The 12032-nt window shown below is 70.6% G+C and carries 11 protein-coding genes; 7 read left to right on the forward strand and 4 right to left on the reverse strand.

Annotated elements, in window-relative coordinates:
- Positions 1-432: alpha-E domain-containing protein (locus tag NQ160_RS03485; protein WP_257513662.1), on the forward strand; the 432-nt coding region annotated here is incomplete at its 5' end.
- Positions 429-1274 (forward strand): transglutaminase family protein, encoded by an 846-nt coding sequence (locus NQ160_RS03490; RefSeq protein WP_257513852.1) that lies wholly within the window; start codon positions 429-431, stop codon positions 1272-1274. The genes NQ160_RS03485 and NQ160_RS03490, both read left to right, overlap by 4 nt.
- 78 nt (positions 1275-1352) lie before the next feature.
- Here NQ160_RS03490 and NQ160_RS03495 read toward each other — a convergent pair whose 3' ends face one another.
- Entirely contained in the window at positions 1353-2363 is a 1011-nt protein-coding gene (locus NQ160_RS03495; RefSeq protein ID WP_257513861.1) for a LacI family DNA-binding transcriptional regulator, read from the reverse strand.
- A 150-nt stretch (positions 2364-2513) separates the two neighbouring features.
- On the opposite strand from NQ160_RS03495, the gene NQ160_RS03500 reads away from it, so the two are divergent.
- From NQ160_RS03500 to rhaS, 4 genes are all read left to right on the forward strand, one after another.
- Positions 2514-4043, forward strand: coding sequence for a sugar ABC transporter ATP-binding protein (locus NQ160_RS03500; RefSeq protein WP_257513853.1), 1530 nt, complete (start codon positions 2514-2516; stop codon positions 4041-4043).
- Entirely contained in the window at positions 4040-5077 is a 1038-nt protein-coding gene (locus tag NQ160_RS03505) for an ABC transporter permease (protein WP_257513854.1), read from the forward strand. Before NQ160_RS03500 ends, NQ160_RS03505 begins: the two co-directional genes overlap by 4 nt.
- Entirely contained in the window at positions 5074-6150 is a 1077-nt protein-coding gene (locus NQ160_RS03510) for an ABC transporter permease (protein WP_257513855.1), read from the forward strand. Before NQ160_RS03505 ends, NQ160_RS03510 begins: the two co-directional genes overlap by 4 nt.
- Positions 6151-6243: 93 nt before the next feature.
- Positions 6244-7287 (forward strand): rhamnose ABC transporter substrate-binding protein, encoded by a 1044-nt coding sequence (gene rhaS / locus NQ160_RS03515; protein ID WP_257513856.1) that lies wholly within the window; start codon positions 6244-6246, stop codon positions 7285-7287.
- A gap of 66 nt (positions 7288-7353) precedes the next feature.
- Here rhaS and NQ160_RS03520 read toward each other — a convergent pair whose 3' ends face one another.
- On the reverse strand, positions 7354-7503 hold the full coding sequence (locus NQ160_RS03520; protein WP_257513857.1) for a hypothetical protein: 150 nt from the start codon (positions 7501-7503) through the stop codon (positions 7354-7356).
- Positions 7504-7620: 117 nt separating this feature from the next.
- On the reverse strand, positions 7621-8625 hold the full coding sequence (locus NQ160_RS03525) for a LacI family DNA-binding transcriptional regulator (RefSeq protein ID WP_257513858.1): 1005 nt from the start codon (positions 8623-8625) through the stop codon (positions 7621-7623).
- Positions 8626-8800: 175 nt separating this feature from the next.
- Here NQ160_RS03525 and NQ160_RS03530 point away from each other — a divergent pair, with 175 nt between their 5' ends.
- Complete coding sequence (locus NQ160_RS03530; RefSeq protein WP_257513859.1) at positions 8801-10198, forward strand: glycoside hydrolase family 5 protein; 1398 nt, start codon at positions 8801-8803, stop codon at positions 10196-10198.
- A gap of 116 nt (positions 10199-10314) precedes the next feature.
- Here the strand turns inward: NQ160_RS03530 and NQ160_RS03535 are convergent, their stop codons facing one another.
- A complete protein-coding gene (locus tag NQ160_RS03535) occupies positions 10315-11946 on the reverse strand; it encodes an MGH1-like glycoside hydrolase domain-containing protein (RefSeq protein ID WP_257513860.1) in 1632 nt (543 codons plus the stop codon).
- Between the last annotated feature and the right edge of the window lie 86 nt (positions 11947-12032).

Below are 12032 nucleotides of genomic sequence, written 5' to 3' on the forward strand. Positions count from 1 at the left end.
GCCCGCATGCTCGCGACGCGGTCGCTGACCGAGGCATCCGGACCGTCGTGGACGACCATCCTGCGCTCGTGCGGCGCGTACGAGGCGTACGTGCGCACCTACCGCGGCATGCCGAGCTCGCGCAACGCGGCGGAGTTCCTGCTGCTGGACCGGCTGTTCCCGCGGTCGATCATCTACTCGATCCAGCGGGCCGAGGAGTGCATGAGCGCGATCGACCCCCGCGCCGACCGCGTCGGCCACTCCAACGCGGTGCTGCGGGCGCTCGGCCGCATCCGCAACGACCTCGAGTACAGCCCGATCACCGACATCCTCGGTGAGCTGCCCGAGCACATGGAGCGGGTGCAGACGGTCACCCGCGAAGCGTCCGAGGCCATCCGCCAGCGGTTCTTCCCGACGCAGGCCGAGCCCAGCTGGATCGGAGAGATCTCATGATGCGCCTGCGGATCGAGCACACCACCGGATTCGCGTACCCGGGAGAGGTGTCGGCGTCGTACAACGAGGCCCGCATGCTGCCGGTGTCGACCGAGAACCAGTTCGTGCTGAGCTCGTCGCTCGACATCGAGCCGTCGACGAGCGTCAACCAGTACGTCGACTACTTCGGCACGCGCGTCGCATCGTTCGATGTGCTCTCGGGTCACACCGCTCTCGGCATCACCGCCCGCTCGCTGGTCGAGGTGCGTCCGCGGCCGATGGAGAACTCCGACATGGCCTGGGAGGACCTCGCCGTCGAGGCCCAGCGGTCGATCACGACCGTGGAGATGCTCGCGCAGACGCCGCGCACCGCACCCCACCCAGAGGTGATGGAGCTGGCCCGCACGATCGTGCAGGAGCACGACAACCCCGGGCAGGCCGCCCGCGCGATCGCGGTGGCCGTGGGCAACGCCGTCGAATACGTGTACGGGAGCACGGGCGTCCACTCCACCGCAGCGGAGTCGTGGGAGAAGCGCTCGGGGGTGTGCCAGGACATGGCCCACATCACCCTCGGCGCGCTGCGGGCGGTGGGGATCCCTGCCCGCTACGTCTCGGGATATCTGCACCCCGACCCCGATGCCGAGGTCGGCGTGGCCGTGGTGGGGGAGTCCCACGCGTGGGTGGAGTGGTTCGCCGGCGACTGGCACGGGTTCGACCCGACCAACAACGTCGACATCGGCGAGCGGCACGTGCTGGTCGGCCGCGGGCGTGATTACAACGACGTCCCGCCGCTGCGCGGCGTCTACGCCGGCGCGCTGACGAGCGATCTGCACGTGCAGGTGACGATCACCCGCGAGGCCTGACCGCCGCTCGCGAGTGGGTATTCGCGTGCCCGAGTGAGTACTCGCGGCGTCGAGTGAGTATTCGTGGCCGCGCGGCGCTCAGCGTCCCGCCGTGGACGCCCGCACGACAAGCTCGGGCGGGAACACCGTCTGCCGGGGCACACTCTCGGGGTCGGCGGCCTCCTCGAGCAGCACGCGCAGCGCGGTACGCCCGATGATGCGGCTGGGCTGCCGGATCGATGACAGCGGCACCGCCGCCGCGGCGGCGAACGGGATGTCGTCGAACCCGATCAGCGCGATGTCGCCCGGCACGACGGCGCGCCCGTCGACCACGAGCGACTGCAACAGCCCGAGCGCGAGCAGGTCGTTCGCCGCGAAGAGGGCGTCGGGCCACTCTCGACGCGGCCGCGCCAGCACCCGGGCGCCGGCGGCGACCCCCTCCTCGACGGTCATGCCGGACGTCGGGATGACTTCCAGACCCACCCGCACCCCGGCGTTGTCGGAGGCCGCGCGGGCGCCGGCGAGCCGATCGTTGACCTGACGCATGTCGAACGGCCCGCCGACGAAAGCGATGCGCCGCCGCCCGCCCGCGATGAGGTGCTCGACGGCCAGTCGGCCGCCCGCGACGCTGTCGACCGACACCGACGAGAACCGCGCGTCGGCGCTGAAGCGGTCGACGAGCACGGCCGGGATGCCGCCGGAGCGCAGCCGCTGCAGGCGCGCGGTGATGTCGCCGTAGGGGGCGATCAGGAGCCCGCGCACCTGCTGCTCCTGGAAGAGGTCGAGGTAGACCTTCTCCCGCGCCGGATCCTCGTCGGTGTTGCCGTAGAGGATCGCGATGCCGTGGCGTGCCGCCTCGTCCTCGGCGCCCCTCACGACGTCGGTGTAGAACGGGTTCTGCCCGTCGAGCACGACGAATCCCACCGTCGTGCTGACCCCGGCCCGGAGCTTGCGGGCGGCGTCGTTGCGCACGTACCCGAGCTCCTCGATCGCCTGGGTCACCCGGTGCACCGATTCGGCGGACACCTCGCCCGGACGGTTGAGGACATTGGAGACGGTGCCCACGGAGACGCCCGCGCGCAGCGCCACATCGCGGATGCTCACCGGCATCGCGTCCTCCCACTCCGTCGTCGGGGTCACGATTCGGTCACCGGTCCGACGCCTCTTGACCCCGGTGCCCTGAGGTTCATACAGTAGCCTGAACTCCCCTGAATCGATTCAGGAATTCCGGACCCCGCAACCTCGATGGAGAGGATCGCCATGGCATCCGAAGCCGACCCGACGGCGCGCCACGCTCTCGTCCTCCGGCGAGTGGTGAAGTCGTTCGGCGCCGTCGTGGCGCTGCGCTCGGGCAGCCTCACCCTGGACTTCGGCTCGATCCACGCCCTCATCGGCGAGAACGGCGCCGGCAAGTCCACGCTGGTGAAGATCATCGCCGGGCTCTACCGGCGCGATTCGGGCGACGTGCTGCTCGACGGTGAGCCGGTCGACTTCGGCAGCACCGCGCAGTCCAAGGCGGCAGGCATCGCCGTGATCTACCAGGAGCCGACGCTCTTCCCCGATCTCTCCGTCACCGAGAACATCTTCATGGGCCGCCAGCCCGTTACCCGCCTCGGCCGCATCGACCGCAAGGCGATGCGCGACGAGACCGAGCGGCTCTTCGCGCGGCTCGGCGTCGCGCTCGACCCCGACCGCATCACCGAGGGCCTGTCGATCGCCGATCAGCAGATCATCGAGATCGCGAAGGCCATCTCGCTGGATGCCAGGGTGCTCATCATGGACGAGCCGACTGCCGCGCTGTCGGGTGTGGAGGTCGAGCGGCTCTTCGCGGTGGCGCGGAGCCTGCGCGATGAAGGCAGGGCGCTGCTGTTCATCTCCCACCGGTTCGACGAGGTGTTCGCCCTGTGCGACACCGTCACGGTCATGCGCGACGGCTCGTACGTCGACACCACGGCCATCGCCGACACCACGGTCGACGAGCTCGTGCGCCAGATGGTCGGGCGCGACGTCACCGACCTGTACCCCAAGCTCCCCGCCGAGGTCGGTGAGGTCGTGCTGGACGTGCGCGGGCTCACCCGCCCCGGGGTGTTCCGCGACATCTCGTTCCAATTGCGCGCCGGCGAGATCGTCGGCCTGGCCGGCCTCGTGGGCGCAGGCAGGAGCGAGGTCGCCCGCGCCGTCTTCGGCGTCGACGCGTACGAGAGCGGATCGGTCATGCTGCACGGCGCCCCCCTTCCCTCGGCGAACCCGCGTGTGGCGATCGCCCGCGGCATCGCGCTGGTGCCGGAGGACCGCCGGCGGCAGGGGCTCGTGCTCGACGACACCGTCTCGCGCAACATCACCCTCGCCATCCGTTCGCGCCTGGCCCGGTGGGGCCTCATCTGGACGGGGGCGGAGAACCGGGCGGCCAAGCTGTGGGCGAGCCGCCTCGAAGTGAAGGCCGCCGCCCTGGACACCGAGGCCGGCACCCTCTCGGGCGGCAACCAGCAGAAGGTGGTGCTGAGCAAGTGGCTCGCCACCGAGCCGACCGTGCTGATCGTCGACGAGCCCACCCGCGGCATCGATGTCGGCACCAAATCCGAGGTGCACCGGCTGCTCAGCGAACTCGCGCAGCAGGGGATCGCGATCCTCATGATCTCGTCCGAGCTACCGGAGGTGCTGGGGATGGCCGACCGCGTGCTCGTCATGAGGGAGGGGCGCCTCACCGGGGAGTTCTCCCGCCGGGAGGCGACACCCGAGGCCATCATGTTCGCGGCGACATCGGATGCCGCAGCGGAGGCGGCGGCATGAGCGCCACCGTGACCCGCGCGGCATCCGCCGGAGACACCGCAGTGGCCGTCGTGCGCCGCGTCGCCCGCGCCCGCGAGACAGGCATCGCGCTGGCGCTCGTCGTCGTCATCGTGGCCGCGACGGCGGCGAACCCCGGGTTCGTCTTCTCCGGCGACGGCTTCCGCGACCTGCTGCTGACTCCGTCGCTGCTGCTGCTCGTGGCCGTGGGCCAGGCGTTCGTCATCATCACGCGCAGCGTCGACCTGTCGGTCGGATCGATCGTCGGGCTCACCGCCTATCTGACCGGTCGGCTCTTCATCGACACCCCCGGCATCCCGATGGTCGCGGTCTTCTTCGGCGGCATCCTGCTCGGCGGACTGCTGGGTGCGATCAACGGAGTGCTCGTCGCCTGGGCCAAGGTGCCGGCGCTCGTGATCACCCTCGGCACGATGTACGTCTACCGCGGCCTCAACGTCGCGTGGACGGGGTCGGACCGCATCAACGCGTCGGACCTGCCGCGGGACTTCCGCGGCCTCGGCACCCAGCAGGTGATCGGGATCCCGGTGCTCACCGTCATCGCCGTCGCCGTGCTGATCGCGGCGGCCTGGTACCTGCGCAACAGGCGGGGTGGGCGCGAGTTCTACGCCATCGGCTCGGACCCCTCGGCCGCGCACCTCTACGGACTGAAGGTCAGCAGCCGCATCATCACCGCATTCGTGGTGTCCGGGGCGCTGTCGGGACTCGCCGGCGTGCTCTACGCCGCCCGTTACGGCACGGTGAGCTCTGCCGCCGGCACGGGGTGGGAGCTGCAGGCGATCGGCGCGGCCGTCATCGGCGGCGTCGCCATCTCCGGTGGCGTCGGCACGGTCTGGGGTGCGGCGATCGGAGCCTTCCTGCTGCTGACGATCAACCGCGCGCTGCCCATCCTCGGCATCGACGACTTCTGGCAGCGCGCCGTCGTGGGCGTGCTGATCATCGGATCGATCGTGCTCGACCGTGTGCTCGCCGTGCGCCAGCACCGAAGACTCGTCGCCCAACGGGAGGAGGCCCGATGACCACCGCGACCGAGACCGTCCCCGTGCGGCTGTACGCGCCGCACGCGCGCCCTGCCTGGCGCCGCGTGCTGCTCACCCGGGAATCGGCGATCATCGGCATCCTGCTGCTCGTGGTCGTCGTCGCGCTGCTGACGGTGCGCAACTTCGACAGCCCGCTGACGGTGACCTACCTGCTGCGCGACGTCGCGCCGATCCTGCTGATCGCGCTGCCCATGACGCTCATCATCATCACCGAGGAGATCGACCTGTCGGTGGCATCCGTCGTCGGCCTCGCCAGCGTGATGACCGGCATCCTCACCCAGGCCGGCGTGCCGTTTGTGCTCGCGGCGGCGCTGGCGATCGTCGTCGGCGCCCTGGCGGGAGCGCTCAACGGGTTCCTCGTCACCGTCGTCGGCCTGCCGTCCCTCGCCGTCACGATCGGCACCCTGGCGCTGTTCCGAGGCATCGCCGTGGGGCTCTTGGGCACCACCGCCGTCACCGACTTCCCCGAGGGGTGGACCGACCTCGCCAAGGCGAACATCCCGGGCACCCCGATCCCCGTGATCGTCGTGCCGTTCGTCGTGCTCGCGATCGCGTTCGCGGTGCTGCTGCACTTCACCCCGTTCGGCCGGTCGCTCTACGCCATCGGTCTGAACAAGGAGGCCGCGCACTTCTCCGGCATCGACGTCGGGCGGGCGAAGTTCCTGCTCTTCGTGATGTCGGGGACGGTCTCGGGCTTCGCGGGTGTGTATTTCACGCTGCTGTACTCCAACGCCCGCGGCGACAACGCGATGGGGATGGAACTGCAGGTCATCGCCGCGGTGCTGCTGGGCGGAGTGTCGATCTTCGGCGGACGCGGGGCCCTCCACGGCGTCATCGCGGGCGTACTGCTGATCGGGACCCTCGGCAGCGCGCTGCGGCTCGCCGGGGTCACCAGCGACATCATCAACGTCATCACCGGCGTGCTGCTGATCGTCTCGGTCGTCTCGGCCAGCGTGCTGGCCTGGGCGCACGCACGCCGCACCGCCGCCGTCGGGCGCCGCCGAGGGCTGCGTGCCGCCGAGCGTGCCGCCGCCCGCGGCCCAGCCGACTGACACGCGTGCGGCGCGGCATCCACCGGAGCCCGCCCTCGAGACCCCTTACCTGAACACACCCGCGAGAACCTCGCACCACGGAAGGAAACACAGATGTTCGCAATGAAGCGCACGCGGCGCGCAGGAATCGCCGCCGCCCTCGCCCTGGGCGTCACGCTCGCCGCCGCAGGATGCTCCGGCGGAGGTGACGGCGGCAGCGGCGACGGAGGTGGCGGTGAGGATGCCGAGGTGTCGATCACGATGCTGCCGAAGAACCTCGGCAACCCGTACTTCGACACCTCGACCGGCGGGGCCGAGGAAGCCGTGGCCGAGTTCGGCGGCACGTTTGACGAGGTCGGGCCCAGCGAGGCGTCGCCGACGTCGCAGGTCAGCTACATCCAGACCGCGGCGCAGCAGGGCGTCGGTGGTCTCATCGTGTCGGCCAACGACCCAGAGGCGATCTGCGACGCGCTCGACGAGGCGCGGTCGGCCGGTGTCAAGGTGGTCACCTTCGACTCGGACACCAACCCCGAATGCCGTGACCTGTTCATCAACCAGGCGACCTCCGACGGCATCGCCCAGGTGCAGGTGGACCTGATCGCGGAGCAGATCGGCGGCTCGGGACAGATCGCGATCCTCTCGGCTTCGGCCAACGCGACCAACCAGAACGCCTGGATCGAGCTGATGGAGGAGGAGCTGGCCGCCAGCCACCCCGACATCGAGCTGGTGCAGGTCGTCTACGGCGACGACGACGACCAGACGTCGTTCGACCGCACGGCGGCGCTGCTGCAGACGTACCCCGAGCTGAAGGGCATCGTGTCGCCGACCACCGTCGGGATCGCCGCCGCGGCGCGCTACCTGTCGACGTCGGAGTTCAAGGGCAAGGTCGCGCTGACCGGCCTCGGCACGCCGAACCAGATGCGCGAATACGTCGAGGACGGCACCGTGACGGCGTTCGCGCTGTGGAACCCGGCCGACCTCGGCTACCTCGCCGCCTTCGCCACGCAGGCGCTGGTCACCGGTGAGATCGCCGGTGACGAGGGCGACACGTTCGAGGCGGGCAAGCTCGGCTCGTTCGAGGTCGGCGCGGACGGCGGCGTGCTGCTCGGCGACCCGTTCGTGTTCGATGCGGAGAACATCGGCGACTTCGACTTCTGAGTCATCGTGGCAGGGCCCGTCCGGATCCGTCCGGGCGGGCCTTTTGTCACGTCATGTCATGCCATGTCAGGACGCGGGGCTGTCGGGGTCGAGGGTCTTGAGCGTCTCCTCCTCGGCCGGGTTGTCGGCCTGGAGCTGGTCCTCGGTGCCCTCGTCACCCCCGAGCGGTGCGTCCTCGTCGATGGGCTCCCGTGCGCTATCGCGATCCTGGTTCATGCCGCCACGGTATGCGCCGCGGCATCCCGCCGTACAGGGCTTGCATTCGCCGTCGAGTGAGTATTCGTGCCGTTGAGTGAGTATTCAGCGCGAGTACTCACTCGGGAACGCGAATACTCACTCGGCAGCGCGGGGAGGGGCGGTCGAGCGACGCACCTCCAGGCGGGGCTGGAAGACGACGTTGTGCTCGGGCGGCATCCCGGCCATGAGGGCCTGCATGCGCGCCCACGCGAGCGTGCCGAGCACGTCGTGCGGCACCGAGGCGGTCGTCAGCGACGGCGACAGGAACCGCGCGAACGGGATGTCGTCGAAGCCCGTCACCGATACGTCGTCGGGCACCCGGATGCCGCGCTCCACGAGCCCGTGCACGAGCCCGACCGCGACCAGGTCGTTGAACGCCAGCGCCGCCGTCGCGCCCGAGGATGCCACAGCGTCCACGGCCGCGAGCCCGTCCTCGCTGCCCGCACCCCCGGCGACGTGGGTGATCGTGACGTCGCCCACCGTCTCGGCGAAGTCGCCGAGCCCTTTGATGCGGTTGGCGTTCGCGACGCCCTCCGGCCCGGCGACGTACACCAGCCGGCGATGCCCCAGCCCGTAGAGGTGCTGCGCGATCAACTCGAACCCGGCCCTCGAGTCCACCGACAGCGTCGGTGCCGTCACCCTCGGACTCGAGCGGTTCATCAGCACCACGGGCCCGAGCGTCTCGGTCGCCCGTTCGAGGTCGTCCTCGCTCATGCGCGGGGCGCACAGCACGATGGCGTCGCACCGGCTGCGCACCTCGGCGGCGAGAACAGGCTCGTCGGCCGCGGATTCGGCCGAGTCCGCCACGAGCACGCGGTAGCCGTCGGTGGCGGCCGCCTTGCTCAACCCCGCCAGCACCGTCTGGAAGGCAGGATTGGCGAGGTCGGGCACGAGGAAGGCGATCGCCTTGGTCTTTCCCAGCGCGAAGCTGCGCGCCAGGTGGTTGGGGGAGTAGTTCAACTGCGCGGCCGACGCGCGTACCCGCTCCCCGATCTCCGGCTGTCCCAGGAAGCGACCGTTCATCACGCGAGACACCGTCGCCGGCGACACCCCCGCGTGGTCGGCCACGTCGGCGATCGTCGTCGCGCCTGTCTTGGCCATCGGGCTCCCCTCCTGGACACGGGCGTCGTCGCCACGGTTCAGCACCATCCTAAGAGAGTGAAAGCGGTTTCCCCACACTGCGTCTCCGCCGCCCGTCGTGCCCCTGCCTGCGTTGCCAGCTCCGGTGAAAGCGGTTTCTTGTAGTCTGGACCCGCACACGACCCGAAGGAGCGCCGTGACCACCCTCGACTTCCTCTCCGTCTCCAAAACCGACCTCGTCGACACCGCAGGTACGCCCGTGCGGCTGGCCGGGGTGGGGCTCGGCGGCTGGATGAACATGGAGAACTTCATCACGGGCTACCCCGGGGATGAGGGCACGATGCGCCGGCTCCTGCGCGGCCGCATGGGGAGTGAGGCATACGACGCGTTCTTCGACGCGTTCTCACGCGACTTCTTCGACGAGGCGGATGCCGCGCACCTGGCGTCCCTCGGCATCAACAGCGTCCGCATCCCCTTCAACTACCGGCACTTCGAGGACGACGACGCGCCCTTCGAGCTGAAGGAGGAGGGCTTCGCGCGCCTCGACCGCGTCGTGCGCCTGCTCGGCGAGCACGGCATCTACTCGATCCTCGACCTGCACGCGCTCCCCGGGCGACAGAACCAGCACTGGCACAGCGACAACCCGACTCACATCGCCGAGTTCTGGAACCAGCGTCACTTCCAGGACCGTGTCGTACACCTGTGGGAAGCGCTCGCGGACCGGTACAAGGACCGTCCCGAGATCGCGGGGTTCAACCCGATCAACGAGCCGAGTGATCCGAGCGGCGAAGCGCTGCCCGCGTTCTACGAGCGCCTCGAGGCCGCCATCCGCGCGATCGACCCCCGCCACATCCTCTTCCTCGACGGCAACCGGTATTCGACGGACTTCTCCTTCCTCGATGCCCGGTCCGAGCCCATGGCCAACACCGTCTACACGGCGCACGACTACGCGCTGCCGGGCATCACGAGCGCGACGGCGTACCCGGGGGTCACGCGCGGGGAGTACTTCGACCGCTCCGTGGTCGAAGAGACCTTCCTGCGACGCACCGAGTACATGCGCCGCACCGGCACCCCCATCTGGATCGGCGAGTTCGGCCCGGTGTACTCCGACGACCGTACGCAGGACACCTGGCGGCTGCAGCTGCTGCGCGATCAGCTGGAGATCTACCGCGAGCACGGCGCGAGCTGGGCGCTGTGGACCTACAAGGACATCGGCCTGCAGGGCCTCGTCTCGGCGCGCGCGGACAGCCCGTATCTCGACCTGGTGGGCGAGGTCGTGGACAAGAAGCGGCGTCTGGGCGTCGACTCGTGGGGCGGGTCGGATGCCGGCGTCCGCGACGTGCTCGACCCCATCGACGCGCTGTTCGACCGCGAGTTCCCCGACTACCGGCCGTATCCGTGGGGCCGACAGCCGCACATCGCAGTGCTGGTGCGGCACATCCTCTTCGCCGAGCCGCTGGCGGCGGAGTTCGCCGACCGGTTCCGCGGAATCGATCCCGAGCGGGCCCGCCAGCTGGCGGCATCCTTCCGCTTCGACGCGTGCGATGAGCGCGCGGGGCTCTCCGCCGTGCTGCGCGAGCACCTGCGCGGCTGACCCCGCGGCTCTCCGGCGGCTGCTCGCCTGTCGCAATATGTCGCTGTTCGGGCCGTGAGGCGACAACCTGTGACAGGGGAGCACCGCACCCGGGGCGACCGCAGGGGCCGCCGCGCTCAGAACCGAGGCGGAGTGAAGCCCGGTGCTGTGCGGGCGCCCACGCGCCCGCCGGCCAGCGCGACGCGTTCATTCGGCGCGAGGGCGAGGGGGATCTCGTCATCGCCGACGCGCAGGATGCCGGCGACCGGGCCGGCCGCCAAGCCGACGACCGCCGTGACCCCGCCGTGGGGATCGAGCACGACCCGCCAGCCGCGCGGGAAACCCAGCCACGGCACGCCGTCACGGTGCACCTCGATCGCCTCGTCGTCGCCGACGAGCTCGTAGCGCACCCCCGCCACGGTGCGTGCGGCACCCGTCGCCGCCGCTGCCTGGCCGTGGGCGAGCCGAGTCGGGGTCAGCCCGCTCAGCCACACCTCGCCGTCGGGGCGGGGGAGGATGCCGGCGTCGCGCTCGAGCGCGTCCAGCAGCCACAGGATCGACGGAGAGTACACCTCGGTGTAGCCGGCGTCGGCGGTGGTCGGGTCGTAGCACTGGGCGAACCGGTCATGACCGGCCATCGCCGCCAGCATCGGCTCGTGCGTGAGAGCGAGCTCGGCGACGCGGCCGTGGTGCTCGAACGCGTGCGCGGCGCGCAGCAGCGTCAGGGCGTTCACCGGACCCGCCCAGGAGTTCCGGGTGTGGTCGCCGTCGAAGCGCGGGTCATCCATCGCGATGGATGTGAAGCCCGCCGGCGACAGGAAGCGACGCGTGTTCATGAGATGGTCCTCGAGCGCCGCGGCGAAGTCGTCGTCGTCACCGATCTCGCAGGCGAGCACCCGCAGCAGCACGTCGGAGTCGACCCGCACATGGCTGCCGTCGGCGGCGCGGTCGTAGAACACGCCGTCCACGTGGCACTGGGCGTGCAGTGCGGCGCGCGACGCCGCCGCCTTCTCGCGCCAGGGCGCAGGATCCTGGCCGAGCTCCGCCGCGATGAGAGCGAGATGCTCCCGCTGACAGGCGACGTTCGCGGTGAGGTCGGGGGCGACCAGCGGCAGCAGTGGCACGCCGGGATCGAAGGCAGCGGCATCCCCCCGATGACAGCGCTCGGGCATGTGCCAGAAGCGCGGCGACAGGTCGTGGCCGGTGTCGTAGGTGCAGAAGGCCTCGACGCCGCCGGTGCCGCGGGTGTCGCGGTGGGCGGCCAGCCACGCGTCGTTTCGCACCATCGCCTCGTGCATGCGGGCGAGGTAGTCGCGGTCGCGACCGGTGAGCAGATAGTGATTCCACACGCACCGCGCCAGCGGCGTGACGGTCTGGATCTGGGTGAAGGCCGGGCCGTCGGCGGTGACCTTGTACGGCAGCAATCCGTCGGAGCGCTGGGCATCGGCGAAGGCGAGGTGGGTGGCGCGGGTCACCGAGGGGGCGAAGCGGTCGAGTATCTCGGCGTTGATCGTGGCCGTGCTCTCCAGCCACGCGCCGTGGTAGACGCCGCCCTCGTGAAGAAGCGGTGCGGCGCCGCCGAGGGGAGCGATGCACGCGCGCAGCTCTCGCCAGGCCTGGCGCCAGCGCTCCTCGAGGCCACCGCCGATGGCGACGAAGCGGATGCCGGCGGCATCCACCTCCCGGGCGACGGGGTCCTCGCCCGCATCCGCCGTCAGGGGTCCGTCGGCGCGCCGCAGTCTGGCCAGGGCGGTCTGGATCGCTGTCATCGGTCCCTCTGCTCGTCGGAATGCGCAGTGGGGGGGGGCCCCGTCGGCGGGCCCCCCCCCCGCGGGGGCGGGGCCTCGGTGTGGGG

The organism is Microbacterium sp. zg.Y909, assembly GCF_024626565.1.

Bases quoted from the DNA above. Each gene is read 5' to 3' on its own strand.
- NQ160_RS03500 (WP_257513853.1), top strand. From the start codon at position 2,514: ATGGCATCCGAAGCCGACCCGACGGCGCGCCACGCTCTCGTCCTCCGG.
- NQ160_RS03495 (WP_257513861.1), bottom strand. From the start codon at position 2,363: ATGCCGGTGAGCATCCGCGATGTGGCGCTGCGCGCGGGCGTCTCCGTG.
- NQ160_RS03505 (WP_257513854.1), top strand. From the start codon at position 4,040: ATGAGCGCCACCGTGACCCGCGCGGCATCCGCCGGAGACACCGCAGTG.
- NQ160_RS03520 (WP_257513857.1), bottom strand. From the start codon at position 7,503: ATGAACCAGGATCGCGATAGCGCACGGGAGCCCATCGACGAGGACGCA.
- NQ160_RS03510 (WP_257513855.1), top strand. From the start codon at position 5,074: ATGACCACCGCGACCGAGACCGTCCCCGTGCGGCTGTACGCGCCGCAC.
- rhaS (WP_257513856.1), top strand. From the start codon at position 6,244: ATGTTCGCAATGAAGCGCACGCGGCGCGCAGGAATCGCCGCCGCCCTC.
- NQ160_RS03535 (WP_257513860.1), bottom strand. From the start codon at position 11,946: ATGACAGCGATCCAGACCGCCCTGGCCAGACTGCGGCGCGCCGACGGA.
- NQ160_RS03525 (WP_257513858.1), bottom strand. From the start codon at position 8,625: ATGGCCAAGACAGGCGCGACGACGATCGCCGACGTGGCCGACCACGCG.
- NQ160_RS03490 (WP_257513852.1), top strand. From the start codon at position 429: ATGATGCGCCTGCGGATCGAGCACACCACCGGATTCGCGTACCCGGGA.